Source organism: Sphingobium sp. TomMM7A (genome assembly GCF_055397305.1).
Window position 1 is genome coordinate 223039 of the sequence record NZ_AP027312.1, and the last position, 15963, is coordinate 239001.

General features: G+C 64.0%; 15 protein-coding genes. 10 read left to right on the forward strand and 5 right to left on the reverse strand.

The window, feature by feature from the left end:
- Positions 1 to 10: 10 nt before the first annotated feature.
- Genes ACZ5ZH_RS13800 through ACZ5ZH_RS13810 form a run of 3 tightly spaced genes read right to left on the reverse strand, consistent with a single transcriptional unit; the run spans position 11 to position 3405 of the window.
- Positions 11 to 805, reverse strand: coding sequence for a glucose 1-dehydrogenase (locus tag ACZ5ZH_RS13800; RefSeq protein WP_464772669.1), 795 nt, complete (start codon positions 803 to 805; stop codon positions 11 to 13).
- A gap of 28 nt (positions 806 to 833) precedes the next feature.
- Positions 834 to 1778 carry an SDR family NAD(P)-dependent oxidoreductase gene (locus tag ACZ5ZH_RS13805; protein ID WP_464772670.1) on the reverse strand — a complete coding sequence of 315 codons (945 nt, stop codon included), beginning with the start codon at positions 1776 to 1778 and terminating at the stop codon, positions 834 to 836.
- Positions 1779 to 1812: 34 nt separating this feature from the next.
- The gene (locus ACZ5ZH_RS13810) at positions 1813 to 3405 is read right to left on the reverse strand and encodes a GMC family oxidoreductase (RefSeq protein WP_464772671.1); all 1593 of its coding nucleotides are present in this window, start codon (positions 3403 to 3405) and stop codon (positions 1813 to 1815) included.
- A gap of 291 nt (positions 3406 to 3696) precedes the next feature.
- Here ACZ5ZH_RS13810 and ACZ5ZH_RS13815 point away from each other — a divergent pair, with 291 nt between their 5' ends.
- The 10 genes from ACZ5ZH_RS13815 to ACZ5ZH_RS13860 all read left to right on the forward strand — a co-directional run bounded on the left by ACZ5ZH_RS13815 (position 3697) and on the right by ACZ5ZH_RS13860 (position 13982).
- On the forward strand, positions 3697 to 4215 hold the full coding sequence (locus ACZ5ZH_RS13815) for an SRPBCC domain-containing protein (protein WP_464772672.1): 519 nt from the start codon (positions 3697 to 3699) through the stop codon (positions 4213 to 4215).
- A gap of 16 nt (positions 4216 to 4231) precedes the next feature.
- On the forward strand, positions 4232 to 5125 hold the full coding sequence (locus ACZ5ZH_RS13820) for a LysR substrate-binding domain-containing protein (RefSeq protein ID WP_464772673.1): 894 nt from the start codon (positions 4232 to 4234) through the stop codon (positions 5123 to 5125).
- Between the two features lie 125 nt (positions 5126 to 5250).
- Positions 5251 to 6237, forward strand: coding sequence for an NADPH:quinone oxidoreductase family protein (locus tag ACZ5ZH_RS13825; RefSeq protein ID WP_464772674.1), 987 nt, complete (start codon positions 5251 to 5253; stop codon positions 6235 to 6237).
- 14 nt (positions 6238 to 6251) lie between these two features.
- The gene (locus ACZ5ZH_RS13830) at positions 6252 to 8336 is read left to right on the forward strand and encodes a 3-hydroxyacyl-CoA dehydrogenase NAD-binding domain-containing protein (RefSeq protein ID WP_464772675.1); all 2085 of its coding nucleotides are present in this window, start codon (positions 6252 to 6254) and stop codon (positions 8334 to 8336) included.
- Entirely contained in the window at positions 8333 to 9535 is a 1203-nt protein-coding gene (locus tag ACZ5ZH_RS13835) for an acyl-CoA dehydrogenase family protein (protein ID WP_464772676.1), read from the forward strand. Before ACZ5ZH_RS13830 ends, ACZ5ZH_RS13835 begins: the two co-directional genes overlap by 4 nt.
- Positions 9528 to 10571, forward strand: a complete 1044-nt coding sequence (locus ACZ5ZH_RS13840) for a phosphotransferase family protein (protein ID WP_460988683.1) — start codon at positions 9528 to 9530, stop codon at positions 10569 to 10571. Before ACZ5ZH_RS13835 ends, ACZ5ZH_RS13840 begins: the two co-directional genes overlap by 8 nt.
- Complete coding sequence (locus ACZ5ZH_RS13845) at positions 10568 to 11608, forward strand: alpha/beta fold hydrolase (protein WP_464772677.1); 1041 nt, start codon at positions 10568 to 10570, stop codon at positions 11606 to 11608. Before ACZ5ZH_RS13840 ends, ACZ5ZH_RS13845 begins: the two co-directional genes overlap by 4 nt.
- A complete protein-coding gene (locus ACZ5ZH_RS13850; RefSeq protein WP_464772678.1) occupies positions 11605 to 12432 on the forward strand; it encodes a TIM barrel protein in 828 nt (275 codons plus the stop codon). The genes ACZ5ZH_RS13845 and ACZ5ZH_RS13850 overlap by 4 nt, the downstream gene beginning before the upstream one ends.
- A gap of 129 nt (positions 12433 to 12561) precedes the next feature.
- Complete coding sequence (locus ACZ5ZH_RS13855) at positions 12562 to 12768, forward strand: ferredoxin (protein WP_464772679.1); 207 nt, start codon at positions 12562 to 12564, stop codon at positions 12766 to 12768.
- Positions 12765 to 13982: a cytochrome P450 gene (locus ACZ5ZH_RS13860; protein WP_464772680.1), complete on the forward strand. Its 1218-nt coding sequence runs from the start codon at positions 12765 to 12767 to the stop codon at positions 13980 to 13982. The genes ACZ5ZH_RS13855 and ACZ5ZH_RS13860 overlap by 4 nt, the downstream gene beginning before the upstream one ends.
- A 40-nt stretch (positions 13983 to 14022) precedes the next feature.
- Here ACZ5ZH_RS13860 and ACZ5ZH_RS13865 read toward each other — a convergent pair whose 3' ends face one another.
- Positions 14023 to 14880, reverse strand: coding sequence for a helix-turn-helix transcriptional regulator (locus ACZ5ZH_RS13865; RefSeq protein WP_464772681.1), 858 nt, complete (start codon positions 14878 to 14880; stop codon positions 14023 to 14025).
- A 177-nt stretch (positions 14881 to 15057) separates the two neighbouring features.
- Positions 15058 to 15927, reverse strand: coding sequence for a helix-turn-helix domain-containing protein (locus ACZ5ZH_RS13870; RefSeq protein ID WP_464772682.1), 870 nt, complete (start codon positions 15925 to 15927; stop codon positions 15058 to 15060).
- Between the last annotated feature and the right edge of the window lie 36 nt (positions 15928 to 15963).

Consider the following 15963-nt stretch of genomic DNA (forward strand, 5'->3'; position numbering starts at 1 on the left):
AGGGAAGGAATTACATCGAGGTCAGCGAAGCCGGCGCCGCGGGCAGATAATGGTGATAATAGCCAGCCGCCCAGCCGCCATCGACCGCAAGTTCAGCGCCGCAAATGTAGCTGGCCTCGTCCGAGCAGAGGAACAGGCTTGCGGCGGCGATTTCCTCGGGCTCGCCAATCCGCTGCAATGGTACGCGCTCATAGCCTGCATTCTTCGCTTCACCTTCTAGCGCCTGCGGGTTGCCCATGGCCGTGTTGACCCCGCCCGGATGCACCGAATTAACGCGCACGCCCTGATGGCCAAATTCCAGCGCCGCGCTCTTGGTAAAGCCGCGCACCGCCCATTTGGAACTGCTGTAGAGCGAAACCGAATTGACGCCGCGAAGGCCGTCCACCGACGATATGTTCACGATGGCCCCGCGCTTGGCCGCACACATCTTCGCCCCGACATGCTTCAGCCCCAGCATCGTGCCTTTGACGTTGATGCCCAGAACGCGGTCGATATCTGCAACGGTCAGGTCGATGATCGGGCCGAAAGCCACGACGGCCGCATTGTTGACCAGCGCATCGATCCGGCCATGGCGGGCGATCACGGCATCGACTAGCGCGGTCCAGCTGGCTTCGTCCGACACGTCGAGGCGCTGGAACATCGCGGCATCGCCGATATCGGCGGCTAATGCCTGACCTTCAGCCTCCAGCACGTCGGCGATGACCACCTTTGCGCCCTCGCGCGCGAACAGGCGGATCGTCCCTTCGCCCATACCACGCGCACCGCCGGTGACGATGGCGACCTTGTCTTGCAACCTGCCAGTCATGATTTCTGCTCTTTCTCGCTGATCAAACTTATTGAATAAAGGCCTTGAACGCGCCCCAGGGCACGTCCGAGGTGTAGAGGGCGGCTTCGTCCATCGACCCAGCCGGAATATGGAAACCGCTCGTGTCCATCACTGTATCGAATTGTGCAAGCGCCGTTTCGGGGGTCCAGTCCTTGTCGGTCGCGCGATAGCCCCGGGTGACGCCCGCGAACACGCGCGTATAGCCGCCACCGCCAGCCGTGAACATCTCGCCATTGCACGGCGCACTATCATGGGCCAGCATCGCTACGACCGGCGCAACCGCCCGCGCGGGGAAGTCTCGCTCCATCAGGCCGTGGATTTCCGGTCCCATCAGCTGCGTCATCCGGCTGCCCGCGATCGGCATGACGGCATTGATCTTGACGTCCTTGCCCTGCGCCTGCGTCGCTGCGGCGAGGCCACGCGTCATGGCCCACACCGCACCCTTGGCGGCGGGATAGGGCACCGCGCTGCCCATGCCGAACCATGATCCGGACGAGATGTTGACGATCCGCCCGAAGTTGCGCCCCAGCATTCCTTCCCAGACGGCGCGGCACAGGTAAAAGGTGCCGCTGGCCGACACGGCCATATCCTTGTCCCACTGCTCATCGGTCACCGTCGACAATGTACCCGACGCACTGACGATGCCCGCATTGTTGACCAATATGTCGACGCGGCCCCATCGCGTCAGCGCGTCCTGCACGATCGCTTCCGCGCCTGCCGATGTCGCGACACTGTCGCCATTGGCCTCTGCAATGCCGCCAGCGTCGCGGAGCTCGCGGGCAGCGGCGTCGGCATAGCCCTGATCCTTGCCCTCGCCCTGGAAATTGCCGCCAAGATCGTTGACCAGCACCTTGGCCCCGCGCGCGGCGAGCAGGGCGGCATAGGCCTTGCCCAAGCCACCTCCCGCACCCGTGACGATCGCCACCTTATCGTCGAAACGCAGCTCAGACATCGGCCTCTCCTTTATCTTCCCGATCGCAACAGCGTCAGGCTTTCAAGATCATGTCGGCGGCCTTTTCGGCCACCATCATCGTGGGGACGTTGGTGTTACCGCCGGGGACGCGGGGCATGACCGATGCATCGACGACGCGCAGCCCCGCCACTCCGTGGACACGCAACTGGGGATCGACCACCGCCATCGGGTCATGCCCCATGCGGCAGGTGCCCACGGCGTGAATGTCGGAAATGGCGGTCTCGCGCAGATAGGCGTCCAGTTCATCATCCGACTGGATATTTGCGCCCGGCGCCAGTTCCTCGCCCCGGAAAGGATCGAAGGGAGCCTGCGCGAAAATGTTGCGCACCGCACGGATCGCTGCGCGGCCCATCGCCATGTCGTTGGCGGTCGACAGGATGTTGGGATCGATCGACAGCGGCGCGGACGCATCTGCTCCCGTCAGCTTTATCTCGCCCACGCTTTCCGGGTTCAGCAGGTCGATATGCGCGAAATAGCCATGGTCCATGATCAGCTTGCGCCCCATCGCCTCATAGAGCGCCATGGCGAAATGCACCTTCACATCGGGATATTCCGCGCCCGGCATGGTCTTCAGGTACGCGCCGATCTCCGCCGGAGGACTGGCCAGCGGCCCCTTCCGGAACAGCAGGAAGTTCGCGACCGCCTTGGCCGCGACAACCGGGTGGAAGACGTTGAAGAGGGACACCGGCTGCGTGCAATATTGCTTCACGCTGACCGCCACATGATCGCGGTAGTTCTGGCCGACGCCCGGCAGGTCATGCACCACCTGCACTCCCGTCTGGCGCAGATGATCCGCTGGCCCGATCCCCGACAGCATCAATATCCAGGGCGAATGGATGGCGCCTGCCGACAGAATAACCTCGCGCGTCGCGTTCGCCTGTTCAAGCTGTCCCGCTCGCCGCCAGCTGACGCCGGTCGCGCGCCCGTCCTCCAAGATCACCCGCTCGACATTGGCGCCGGTGATGACGCGCAGGTTCGGCCGCTTGCGCGCAGGTGTCAGATAAGCGCGCGCCGCGCTCCATCGCCGCCCGGCCGACGCGGTGACATCGGCGGGCACCACGCCCTCGCGCTGCGATCCACTGGGGTCGTCATTATAGGGCACGCCCGCCGCGATCGATGCATCGCGAAACGCCTTGGCAAGCGGATTGTGGATGCCCGGTCGCGAGACCAGCACCGGCCCGCCCCGGCCATGATAGCCTTCCTCGCCGCCGGGCTGGAAATCCTCCAGCTTCTTGAAATAGGGTAGCACATCGTCATAGCTCCACCCTTCATTCCCCAGCTGGCGCCAGCCATCATAGTCCGCCGCCGCGCCCCGGTCATAGACCATGCCGTTGATGGAGGAGGAGCCGCCCAGCACCTTGCCGCGCGGCGTGTACATCTGCCGTCCGCCCGCATTGGCCTGCGGCACGCTGACATGCATCCACTGGAACATGCCGCGATACATGATCGGCAGCAGCCCGCCCGGCGCATGGATGAAGACGCTGTTATCCTTGCCCCCGGCCTCCAGCAGCAGCACGCGGTTGCGCGGATTTTCCGACAGGCGCCCGGCCAGTGCGCATCCCGCCGACCCGCCGCCCGCGATGATGAAGTCGTAACTATCGGCCATTATCTCTCCCGCGCGTCATGCTGACGTCTGTTGTGCTGTGCGATGCCGACGCCGCAGGGACTCGGCCGAATATGCCGGTGCAAGCGGGGTCGCATATGATGTCTTGCGTGCTGAATTGGTCAATATGATACGCAGGTCAAGCCGGATTTGCCCGGCCGCCCGCCATTGACCCGCGAACTACCGCTGCTATTGTCTACGCAAACAAACGCGCCATTCAGCGGAATCGGCGGCATTCGCGTCGCCAAAATGCGGTACCACGCTTGCCGGTTTGCACATATCAAGGAGAATAGGATGTCCACCGAAACCCTGACCGCTGATCGCTTCGATCCCTTCAAACTTTATGATCCCGAGACGCTGGTCGCATCCGACCCCATGGAAATCGACGCGCCCGCAATGGTGGTGTGGAAAATCCTGACCGATATGTCGCGTTATGGCGAATGGAATCCCTTCTGCGTCTGGGCGGAATCCACGCTGGAGATGGGCGCGCCGGTTCACATGCGACTCGTCAACTATGCCAATCCCGGCTCGCTGGCGCCCAATTGCGAATATGTCTGCGCGTTCGAACCGGGCCGCCTCCTATCCTGGGAACTGAAGGATAGTGAAGCCTGGCCCTATCCCGCCCGCCGCGACCAGATCATCGAAGAACTTGGGGCCGAAAAGTGCCGCTATCAATCGACCGACGCCTTCACCGGCCCGAACGGCATCCATGTCATGCGTTTCTGCGGCCCATGGGTAACGCGCGCCTTCAACGACTCGGCCAAGGCGCTCAAGGCCCGCGCCGAGGCGATGCACCGCGGCGAAATAAGCTGATCGCCGCTGCCAAGGGGTGAGGATAACCCTCCGCCAGATCGCGGTATTCGAAGCCGTCGCCCGCACCGGCAGCGTGGCGGGTGCGGCTGACGAAATCGGCCTCAGTCCTTCGGCGGCCAGCATGTCGCTCAAGGATCTGGAAACCCATCTGGGCGTGCAGCTGTTCGCCCGTTCCGGCCGCCGCATGCTCCTGACCGATCGGGGCCGCCCGATGCTGGAAATGGCGCGCGGCATATTGGTGCAGGTCGCGGACCTTGAATCCCTGTCCCTACCCGAAGAAGTGCGGGGGCGGCTGCGCATCGGCGCGGCGGTCCCGGTGGGCGACTATGTGCTGCCCGGCCTGTGCGCCGCCTTCATGCGCCTGCACCCGGGCGTTCGCGTCGAAATGCGTATCATGCCCTCCCATGAGGTGATGGAGGGCGTGCGCAACATGGCGCTGGACGTTGGCTTCGTCGGCGCGCCGGTCAATTCGAGCTATCTGGAGGCGGAGCCTTGGCTGCGCGACCGGCTGGTGGTGTGCGCCGCCCCGGACCACCCCCTCGCCGGGCGTCCCACGGTGCCGCTCGCGGACCTTGGCGACCAGCCATGGGCGCTGGAAAAGACGCTCTCCAGCGAACGCATCTCCTTCACGGTTGAGACGCTCAAATCCATGAACTCGCTCAACATCGTGTTCGAAGGCGAAAGCGTCGAAGCGATCAAGCGTATCGTTCGCGACGGCGCGGTACTCGCCTGCCTGTCCAGCCTGACGGTTGCAGACGAATTGGCGCGCGGCGAACTGGTCGAACTGGCCGTCCCTGAACTGCACTTCACCCGCATCATAAGCCTCGTGAATCGCCGCGACACCCAGCAACCTCAAGCCTGCCGCGCCTTTCACGAATTTGCCCGCCAGTGGGGCGAATCAGGAAAATAGCTTCTCCAACCGCCGATCCATCAGTTTTTCTGATGCCATGCGTCGGAATTACGAATTGGTAGCATCGCCTCCAAAGGCCTAAATCAGGTCTCACACGCCCGGTAGGTGTGTTCAAGGAGAGTGATGTGAAAGCCATGATCTGCACCGCGTTCGCGCCGGTCGAAGAGTTGCAACATGGCGATTTCCCCGAGCCTCAAGCAGGGGCGGGGGAAGTGGTGATCGACGTGGCGGCCGTCGGGGTAAATTATCCCGACGTGCTGATCGTGCAGGGCAAATATCAAACCAAACCAGCCCTGCCGTTCGTCCCCGGCAGTGAAGCAGCGGGGCGCATCGCCGCCGTTGGACCTGATGTGACAGGCTTCACTGCCGGGGACCGCGTCATCGCCTTCACCGGCAGCGGCGCCTTTGCCGAGCAGGTGCGCGTCCCCGCGACGCAGGTCTGGCCGGTGCCCGACGGCGTCGATCTGGAGGTCGCGGCGGGCATCTCCATCACCTATGGCACCTCCTATCATGCGCTGAAGGACCGCGCGCAGTTGAAGCCCGGCGAAACGCTGCTGGTGCTGGGCGCGGGCGGCGGCGTGGGCCTCACCGCCGTAGAACTTGGCAAGCATATGGGCGCGCGCGTCATCGCCGCCGCCTCCAGCCCCGAAAAGCTGGCTCTGGCGAAGGCCCAGGGCGCGGACGACCTCATCGACTATGCGCAGGAGGATCTGCGCGAACGCATCAAGCAACTGACCGATGGGAAGGGCGTCGATGTCGTCTATGATCCGGTCGGCGGCCCCATGAACCTGACGGCGGTCAAAAGCCTCGCCTGGGGCGGCCGCCTGCTCATCATCGGCTTTGCGGGCGGCGAAATCCCCTCCATCCCCGCCAATCTGCTGTTGCTCAAAAGCGCGTCGGCGGTCGGCGTCCTCTGGGGCAACAGCGTCCGCGCCGATCCGGTCGCGCAGGGCGAAAACATGCACCAGCTGCTCGCCTGGCTGGCGGACGGCTCACTGAAGCCCGTCATCGACACGCGCTTTGCCCTGCCCGACGCAGTGGCCGCGCTCCAGCATCTCGAAAAACGCAAGGTGAAGGGCAAGGTGCTCCTGACCCTCCAGCCCGCATCCTGAACAGGAAATCGCCCATGTCCGAAACAGTCAGCTTCCACACCCACGGCGCGATTGCCGAAGCGGTGATCGATAACCCCCCGGTCAACGCGACCTCCGCCAGCGTGCGGCAGGGTCTTGCCGAAGCCATCCGCAAGCTGGAATCCGATCCCGGCCTCACTGCGCTCGTCATCCGCTGCGAAGGCAAGACCTTCATCGCGGGCGCGGACATCAAGGAATTTGGCAAGCCCATGGCCGATCCGGGCCTGCCGCTCGTCATGGAAATGATGGACCATTCGACCAAGCCGATCATCGCCGCCGTCCATGGCACGGTGCTGGGCGGCGGGCTGGAAGTCGCTCTCGCCTGCCATTACCGCATCGCCGCACCGGGCACGAAGTTCGGCTTTCCGGAAGTGAAGCTCGGCCTCATGCCCGGCGGCGGCGGCACGCAGCGCACGCCCCGCCTCGCTGGCCTCGCCACCGCGATCACGCTGGTGACGCAAGGCAATCCAATCGGCACGGACGACGCGCTGAAGTCCAACCTCATCGATGCCGTGGCTTCAGGCGGCGATCTCGCCGCCGAAGCACGCAGCTTTGCCGAAAAGCTGGTCGCGGAAGGGAAGGGGTCGCGCAGCTCCTCCACCCTGCCCATGCCCGCCGATGACCCGGCCTTGTTCGAAGAAGCGCGCAAGACCGTCGCCAAGAAGATGCGCGGCCAAACCGCACCCCTGCGCGCGCTGGAAGCCATGCGCCTCGGCTATGAACTGCCCTTCGACGAGGCGGTCAAACAGGAACTCGCAATCTTCCGCGAATGCATGAACGGCTCGCAGTCCAAAGCGCTGCGCCACCTCTTCGCCGCCGAACGCGAAGTCGCCCGCATCCCCGGGCTCGGGCCCGATACCCTGACCCGCAATATCGAGCGAGTGGGCGTCATCGGCCTCGGCGTCATGGGACGCGGCATCGTCATGGCGGTCGTCAGCGTCGGCATCCCCGTCATCGCCGTCGGCCTTGATCAACCGAACATCGACGCCGCGATGAGAGCCATCACCAAAATGTGGTCCTCCTCCGTCGCCAAGGGCAGCATGTCGCAAGAGACGATGGACAAGCGCCTCGCCCTCATCACCACCAGTGCCGATCCGCGCGACCTGTCGCCCACGCAGCTGGTGGTCGAGGCTGTGACCGAGGATCTGGAAACCAAAAAGGCCGTCTTCGCGAAATTGGGTGAGGTGACGCCCGCCGGAACCATCCTCGCCTCCAACACCAGCTTCCTCAATATCGACACGCTGGCCGAGGCGTCAGGCCGCCCCGAAGATGTCTGCGGCATGCACTTCTTCAACCCCGCCAATGTCATGCGCCTGCTGGAAAATGTCCGCGCGGCAAAGACCGACCCCGAAGTCGTCGCGACGATCATGGCGCTGGGCAAGCGCATCGGCAAATTGCCGGTGCTGTCGGGCGTATGCGACGGCTTCATCGTCAACCGCATGCTCTCCAAGCGGTCGCGCGAGGGCTTCTTCCTTGTCGAGGAGGGCGCGAAGCCCGCCGCCATCGACAAGGTGCTGCTATCCTACGGCTTCCCCATGGGGCCTTTCGCGCTGGGCGATCTCGCCGGGCTGGACGTGCAGGCGGCAGCGCGCAAGGCCCGCGCCGCCAGCGCGACGGAACGCGAATTGCGCGCCGACTTCCCCGAACAGATGGTCGCCGCCGGAAGGCTCGGCCAAAAGACCGGCTCCGGCTGGTACAGCTATGACGAAAACCGCAAGGCCAGCGCCAACCCGCTGACCGACGAAATGATCGCCGCCCATGCTGAACGCCACGGTCTCAAACTCCGCGACATCGGCGAGGACGAAATCCGCGAACGCCTGCTCTACGCCATGGTCAACGAAGGCGCGAAGCTACTGAGTGAAGGCATCGTACCCCGCCCGCATGAAATCGACGTCGCGCTGGTGAACGGTCTCGGCTGGCCCAGCTACACCGGCGGCCCGATGCATTGGGCTGACCAGATCGGCCTCGACAAGCTGCTCGCCACCATCGAAAAGTTCCGCGCCGAGCAGGGCGACGCCTATTGGACCCCCGCGCCGCTGCTCGTCCAATATGCGCGTGAGGGCAGGGGCTTCTACGCATGAGCTACGAACCCAACGCGAAGACGGCGGACCTGCTCACCCGCCTGCGCGCCTTCATGGACGCGCACATCTATCCCAATGAGAAAGCCTATTATGAGGAGGTCGCGACCGGCGACCGCTGGGCGCACGTCACGCTGATCGACAGGCTGAAGCCGCTGGCGAAGGAAGCAGGCCTCTGGAACCTGTTCCTCCCCGAAAGCACCCATGGCGCTGGCCTGACGAACCTCGAATATGCCCCACTCTGCGAGGAAATGGGCCGCGTCCACTGGTGCCCCGCCGTCTTCAATTGCGCCGCGCCCGACACCGGCAACATGGAGACGATCGAACGCTTCGGCACGGCCGAGCATAAGGCGCGTTGGCTGGAACCTATGCTCGCGGGCGAGATGCGATCCGCCTTCGCCATGACGGAACCGCAGGTGGCTTCCTCCGACGCGACCAACATCGAAAGCTCGATCGTCCGCGACGGCGATGAATATGTCATCAACGGCCGCAAATGGTGGATTTCCGGCATGGGCGAGGCCGATTGCGCGCTCATGATCTTCATGGGCAAGACTGACCCGTCAGCGCCCAAGCACAAGCAGCAGTCGATGATCCTCGTGCCCCGCGACACGCCCGGCATCACCGTCCTGCGTCCCATGACCGTGCTCGGCTATGACGACGCGCCGCATGGCCACATGGAAATCTTGTTCGAAAATGTCCGCGTGCCCGCCTCCAACATGCTGCTGGGCGAAGGGCGCGGCTTCGAGATCGCGCAGGCGCGCCTCGGCCCCGGCCGCATCCATCATTGCATGCGCATGATCGGCATGGCCGAACGCGCGCTCGAAGCCATGTGCCGCCGCGTGAAGTCGCGCGTCGCCTTCGGCAAGCCGCTCGCCGAACAGGGCGTCATCATCGAACGCATCGCCAATTCGCGCATCATGATCGATCAGGCGCGCCTCCTCACCCTCCACGCCGCCCACCGCATGGATACGGTCGGCAACAAGGTGGCAAAGGCCGACATTGCGATGATCAAGGTCGCCGCCCCCAACATGGCCTGCCAGGTCATCGACTGGGCGATACAGGCCCATGGCGCGGCGGGCATCAGCCAGGATTTCTTCCTCGCCAACTACTATGCCCACGCCCGTAAGATCCGCTTCGCCGACGGCCCGGACGAGGTGCACCGCCACCAGCTCGGCCGCCTCGAACTCGCCAAATATGACTGACATCCGCACGCTCGACACCAGCCGCCTCGGCCCATGGCTCCACGCCCATGTGTCGGGCGCGGACGGCGAGATCGGCGCGGAAAAATTCGCAGGCGGCCAGTCAAACCCCACCTATCTCCTGTCGGTAAACGGCCAACCCCGCTTCGTCCTGCGCCGCAAGCCCGACGGCGTCCTGCTCCCCTCCGCCCACGCGATCGAGCGCGAATATCGCGTCACCGACGCGCTGAAGGACAGCGCCGTCCCCGTCGCCCGCCCGCTCGCTCTGTGTGAAGACGCTAGCATAGTCGGCACGCCCTTCTTCATCATGGACTATGCGAAGGGCCGCAACTTCTGGGACGCCCGCCTTCCAGACCTCACACCCGCCGACCGCGCCGCCATCTATGACGAGATGAACCGCGTCCTCGCCGCCCTCCACGCCATCGACCCGGCGCAGGTCGGCCTCACCGACTATGGCAAACCCGGCAATTATTTCGCCCGCCAAGTCGCCCGCTGGACCAAACAATATCGCGCCACGCAAACACAGCAGCTCGACGCGATGGAGCAGCTAATCGACTGGCTCCCCGCCAACGACCCCGGCGTCGAAGCCAGCCGCATCGTCCACGGCGACTATCGCAACGACAATATGATCTTCGCCGCTGACGAGCCGCGCATCATCGCCGTCCTCGACTGGGAGCTATCCACGCTAGGCCATCCCCTCGCCGACCTCGCCCAGCATCTGATGGCATGGCGCGTGCCCAAGGAAGGCTATCGCGGCCTGTCCGACGCAGACCTCCCCGCGCTCGGCATCCCATCCGAAGCCGACTATCTCCAACGCTATGCAGAGCGCAGCGGCGCGCAGGCCGTCGACCCGGCCCATTGGCGCTATGCCCTCGCCTTCGCCATGTTCCGCAACGCCGCCATCCGTCAGGGCGTCTATCACCGCGCGATCAGCGGCAATGCATCCAGCGAAGCGGCCGCCATCCACGGCGCCCGTGCCGGAGAAATAGCAAGCCTCGCATGGCGGATCGCCCGCGGGGAAGAGGATGCCCATCTATGACAGAGAAACTAATCGACGTAGGCGGCTACCACCTCCGCGCCGTGGAGCAGGGGGAGGGGCCGCTGGTCCTCATGATCCACGGCTTCCCCGGCCTCGCCTGGTCATGGCGGCATCAGATGGAACCGCTTGCCCAAGCGGGCTTCCGCGCCGTCGCCATCGACAGCCTCGGCTATGGCGGCAGCGACCGCCCCACCGATCCCGCCGCCTATGATGCCGACCATATGCAGGCCTATCTCATCGCCCTGCTCGACCATTATGAAGCGGACAAAGCCGTCATCGTCGGTCAGGATTTCGGCGCACAATATGCCTGGAACCTCGCCGTCCGCGCGCCTGATCGGGTGGCGGGCCTCATCGCCACCATCCCCTATGACTATGACATGGCCGGACGCGCCATGTTGGGCAGCGCCCCACGCCTCCCAGCGGATGCGCCCGCCCAGCCAGAAGCATCCTCGCCCGATCGCCTCCCCAGCGAACGCTTCGCCGCCATGGCCGCCGAGCATTTCGTCCACTTCCACTATTTCATGGAAGCAGGCCCCGCCGAACGCGAACTCGCCGACCGAGCCCCCGACTTCCTCGCCCGCCTCTTCTACGCCCTCTCATCAAAGGGCGATCTCTGGAGCTGGAAAACGGTCTCATCGGTAGGCAGCGGTTATCTAGACGTCCTGCCACCCGCGCCGCCGCTCCCCTGGCCCTGGCTCTCCCAGGCAGAGTTCGACCGCTTCGTCAGCGAATATGTCGATGCCGCCCCGATGCTGCGCTTCATCGGCGGCCTCAACAGCTACCGCACCGCCGACGCAAACTGGCGCATCGGCGAAAAATGGGCCGACCATGATGTCGAAACGCCCACCCTGTTCCTCTATGGCGAAAAAGACCCGTCCTTCGGCTTCTTCACCGATTGGGAAGAGCGGATGCGCCAGCGAGTCCCCGGCCTCCGCGACATCATAGCCATCCCGGAAGCAGGCCATTTCGTGCAGCAGGAACAGCCCGCCGCCTTCAACAAGGCGCTAATCGACTTCGCCCGCTCGGTGACCCAATGACCGGCCGCTGGCCCATCGGCGGCCATCTCGGCCTCAGCTCCCCCGACCGGCCGATGCTCGCGCATCTCGCCCGCTCTACCAACTCTCTCGACCAGATCGACGCGCTCGCCGACCATGGCTTTCGCGGCGTGCAAGACCTGTTCATGATGCTACGGCCCGAGGCTGAGCAAGTCGCGATGGCCGACCGGATGGCGAGCCGTGGCCTCGTCCTCTCCAGCTTCAGCGACCTAAAATATTGGAACCAGCCCGTCTGGAGCGCCGAAGATGAAACTGGCCTAGAACATCTACGCAGCAGCGTGGACCTCAGCATCGAGATCGCCACTCGCTTCAACGGCGGCAGCGTCGTCTGCGTGGCTGGCCTCGACAACCAGCGCCCCCGCAAGGCGCAACTCGACGCCATGACGGAAAATCTGAAGCGCCATGCCGAACAGGCCGCACGCAGCGGATTGACGCTGCTCGTCGAACCCATCGCCGCCAGCCGTATCCCCGGCCTCCTGCTCAACCAGCTGGAGGACGCGGTGGAGATGGTCCGCGCCGTCGCCATGCCGTCAGTCCGCCTGCTGTTCGACACCGGCCATGTCGCGATGATGGGCCATGACGTGCCTTCCTCCTTCGCCTCCTGCGCCAAGGAGACCGGCCTTATCCAGTTCGCCGACGTGCCCAATCGCGTCGACCCAGGCCTCGGAGAACTGGACTGGCCCGCGATCCTCCAAGCCATTGGCGGCTATGACGGTATGATCGAACTTGAGTTCGAACCCGCCGACCCGACCGCGACCGGCGAAACCCAAATGCTCGACCGCCTGAAAGCGCTCGGCATCTTCTGACCGGCAGCCCAAAGTCAGTACCAATGTCCTGATCTGCTCCTGATGACGCATTTTGCTCCTTCCCGGCAATAGGCCACCGATCACCGATTTGGTAAAAGGCGGCAACGAAGATCAGGAGAGTCTGCCTCGATGAGAGTGGTTGCCAATCTTGCCCAATGTCAGGGGCACGCCAGATGCGAAGACCTGTGCCCGGAGGTGTTTTCCACCGACGCGATGGAGGGCAAAGTCGTCATAGAACAACCCGAATTTCCCCCGGAGCTTGAGGAAAAAGTCCGGCTTGCCGTGCGTAATTGCCCCGAAGGCGCGCTGCGTATCACAAAGGGGACGGGGGCATGACCGTCACCTATTTCCCCGCCGCGCCAACCCATGTCCCTGAAGACCTGATCCACGACTTCGACTTCTTCGACATGCCCGCCGACATCTCCGACCCGGTGCAGATTTGGCACGGCCTTATCCAAAAAGGTGTGCCGCCCATCTTCTACACGCCGCGCAACGGCGGCCACTGGGTGTTCCTGCGTTACGCCGACATTGCCGAAGCCTATCGCAATCACGAGATTTTCTCGACGCACAAGGCGCAGATTCCGCCGCTGGAACCCTATCCGGTTCTTCAGCCCAATGGCGTCGATCCGCCCCAGCATGACGTGTTCCGCAAATTGCTGGCCCCCATGTTCACCCCGCTTGCCGTCCGCCGGATGACTGACGGATTGCACAGCCGCGCCGAAAGGCTCATCTCCGGTTTCGCCGGGAACGGCGGGTGCGATTTCGTCAAGGATTATGCCGCCAAATTCCCGACCGGCACTTTCCTTGAACTGTTCGGCCTGCCCGAAGAGCGCCTGCCGGAATTTCTCCGCATCTCCGACACCTTCTTCCGCAGCACCGACCCGGATATTCGCGCCGCAAACCTGCTCGAAATCTATGACGTGCTGGAAGAACTCTTCCGAGAGAAGGAGCGCAATCCCGGCAGCGACATAGCCTCTACCGTCGTGCAGTCGCGCGACGCGGACGGCAATCCCTTCCCTTGGCAAGACATCATCAATTGCGGCTTCCTGCTCTTCGTCGCGGGGCTCGACACGGTCACCAACACCATGACCTATGTCTGGCGCTATCTCGCGACATCACCGGACGCGCGGCAGAAATTCCGCGACCGGCTGGACGATCCGTCCGCATTCCTCCTCGCGATTGAGGAACTGATGCGGATCAACGCGGTCTCCAACATTTACCGCCGCGTCACCCATGATTGCGAGTATAAGGGCGTGCAGTTCCGCCGTAACGATCGGGTTGTCCTGCCCAACACAGTGGCCAATCGCGACCCGCGCACGTTCAGCGATCCGCAGACCATCGACCTCGATCGCAAGGTCAATAACCATGTCACCTTCGGCCTCGGGCCGCACCGCTGCATCGGGTCGCACCTCGCCAAGCGGGAAATCATGATCTCGCTACAGGAATGGCTGCGGCAAATTCCCGAATTCGAACTGGACCCGGATCAGGACGCCGAATCCGTCTTCGGCGGCCCGGTCATGGGCTTTACCTCGCTCAAACTGCGCTGGTGAGGAAGGGCGTGGAGGGCTGCGCATCAGCCCTCCGCGCCCTTCAATCCATCAAAGCCGCCGACCGCTGCCGATATTCGCGCGGCGACAATCCCGTCGCCCGCCGAAACGCCCGCGCAAAGCTATTCCCGTGCGAAAATCCGGCTTGCTCCGCGACCTGCTTCATCGGCACATCACCACGCGCCAGCAGCAGCTTCGACTGCTCGATACGATAGGTTTCAATATAGTCCGAAATGGTCTTGCCGGTCAGCGCCAGGAATTGCCGATGCAAATGCCGGGTACTGATCCCGCACAGCGCCGCAAGTTCGGCAACGCCGGGCATGGGCGCACCCGCCTCGATCCGCTCGCGAATACGGCGGAACTGCCATGGGGCAAGGCGGCTCGCCGTCGCAGCACTCGCGGCCTGTTGGAACACCCGGCCCAGTTCCACCCGCACCAGCTGGAAAAACGCCTCCATCGCCTCGGCTGATCGATCCAGCGGATTGATCAACTCCCGATGCGCCAGCCGCATCAGGCTACGCAGCGCGTCGTTACGGATGTTCAGCAGCCCTTGCAGGAATGGCAGCGAAGGTTCGCCCGAGCCGATAATCGCCGCGCCATGCGGCTCATCGAAAACGCACCGGATCACGCGGATCTGCCTGCCTTCCGATCGCCCGCCGATCGCGACGCCCGGATGCCGCACGAACAACGCTCCCATGAAGCAGCGGCGCTCGGGATCAATGTCCGGGAAATAGGCTGAAGCATCGGCGGCCATCGGGGGGAGCGACATTTCCAGCATCAACTGCTGCTCGGTCCGCTCGAAACTGACGATATCGGGCCAATGCCATTCCACCAGTTCGAACCGCCCGCCCGAAACAGGGCAGGATTCGATGATCGTGGCGGTGAAGTCGATCTCGCTCATTGATCTTGGTCCTTAGAACGTCTCTTTCCCGGTTTGAACCATCCGTTCAAGACCACTTTTCCTCCGTTCGCCCTGAGCTTGTCGAAGGGCTCTACTTCTTCATAGGCTTCACGTCAGAGGGGAAGTGAAGGGCTTCGAATAGCTCAGCCCGAACGGAGGTAGGTTATATCCCTCCCCTCACCGCATCAACACCCGCCAGGCCCCAGGCGGCCGCCCAGTCTCGCGCCTGAAGGCAGCGCAAAAAGACGGCGCCCCCGCATAGCCCAACGCCCGCGCAACCTCCTCAATCGACCCCTTATCCTCGGTCAGCATTGCCTTCGCCCGATCGATCCTCCGCCGCCGGATCGCCGCACCCGGACTGATGCCCGTCGTCTGATGAAAGCAGCGGATGAAATGATCCCGGCTGATCCCGCACCGCTCCGCCATCGCATCGATCGACGGTGCATCACCAGGCGCATCGATCATCGCCAGCGCCACCCGCAACGCCCGCGCGGAAAGCCCGCCGCGCCGCCGCCCCGCGCGCTCCGCCGCTTGAGCGAGAAACCGCCGCAAATCGAGCAGGATCAGCGACACCAGAGCCTCTCCAATATCCGCGCTGTCACTTCCGGGATGCTCGACCTCTGCCGCCAGCCGCAGCATCGCCTCCTCAATGGGCGGCGCATGCATGTCGAAACAGGCGCTCAGCGTCGCATCGTCAAAACCGATCCCCGCCAGCGCTGGCGCTATCCGCCGATCCTCAAAGCGAATGCGGAGGGTATCGAACGCGCCCTGCGCGACATGAAACTCCATCGGCACCCCAGCCGGCCGCAGCGCCAGCGCCCCCATGCGCGCGAACGGACGGCGCGGATCACCCGCCTTCCGCCCCTCCGACCCAGTCAGCAGCCGCGAAAGGCCCAACATCAAAACCGACTGCGGCTCGACCATCTGCACCGTTTCTTCCCGCACTTCGGGAAAAGCGCATATTTCAACAACTGCGCCATCAAGCCCAAGCGACCGCCGCACAATGTCGGCGCTCTGCCGCGCCTGCCGGATCGATATGGCATCCATCACCGCCACTTATCACAAAGCGTGAAATATTACGAG

Excerpts from the sequence above, each read along its gene's own strand:
- ACZ5ZH_RS13800 (WP_464772669.1), bottom strand. The coding sequence starts at position 805 with ATGACTGGCAGGTTGCAAGACAAGGTCGCCATCGTCACCGGCGGTGCG.
- ACZ5ZH_RS13805 (WP_464772670.1), bottom strand. The coding sequence starts at position 1,778 with ATGTCTGAGCTGCGTTTCGACGATAAGGTGGCGATCGTCACGGGTGCG.
- ACZ5ZH_RS13810 (WP_464772671.1), bottom strand. The coding sequence starts at position 3,405 with ATGGCCGATAGTTACGACTTCATCATCGCGGGCGGCGGGTCGGCGGGA.
- ACZ5ZH_RS13815 (WP_464772672.1), top strand. The coding sequence starts at position 3,697 with ATGTCCACCGAAACCCTGACCGCTGATCGCTTCGATCCCTTCAAACTT.
- ACZ5ZH_RS13830 (WP_464772675.1), top strand. The coding sequence starts at position 6,252 with ATGTCCGAAACAGTCAGCTTCCACACCCACGGCGCGATTGCCGAAGCG.
- ACZ5ZH_RS13835 (WP_464772676.1), top strand. The coding sequence starts at position 8,333 with ATGAGCTACGAACCCAACGCGAAGACGGCGGACCTGCTCACCCGCCTG.
- ACZ5ZH_RS13840 (WP_460988683.1), top strand. The coding sequence starts at position 9,528 with ATGACTGACATCCGCACGCTCGACACCAGCCGCCTCGGCCCATGGCTC.
- ACZ5ZH_RS13845 (WP_464772677.1), top strand. The coding sequence starts at position 10,568 with ATGACAGAGAAACTAATCGACGTAGGCGGCTACCACCTCCGCGCCGTG.
- ACZ5ZH_RS13850 (WP_464772678.1), top strand. The coding sequence starts at position 11,605 with ATGACCGGCCGCTGGCCCATCGGCGGCCATCTCGGCCTCAGCTCCCCC.
- ACZ5ZH_RS13855 (WP_464772679.1), top strand. The coding sequence starts at position 12,562 with ATGAGAGTGGTTGCCAATCTTGCCCAATGTCAGGGGCACGCCAGATGC.
- ACZ5ZH_RS13860 (WP_464772680.1), top strand. The coding sequence starts at position 12,765 with ATGACCGTCACCTATTTCCCCGCCGCGCCAACCCATGTCCCTGAAGAC.
- ACZ5ZH_RS13865 (WP_464772681.1), bottom strand. The coding sequence starts at position 14,880 with ATGAGCGAGATCGACTTCACCGCCACGATCATCGAATCCTGCCCTGTT.
- ACZ5ZH_RS13870 (WP_464772682.1), bottom strand. The coding sequence starts at position 15,927 with ATGGATGCCATATCGATCCGGCAGGCGCGGCAGAGCGCCGACATTGTG.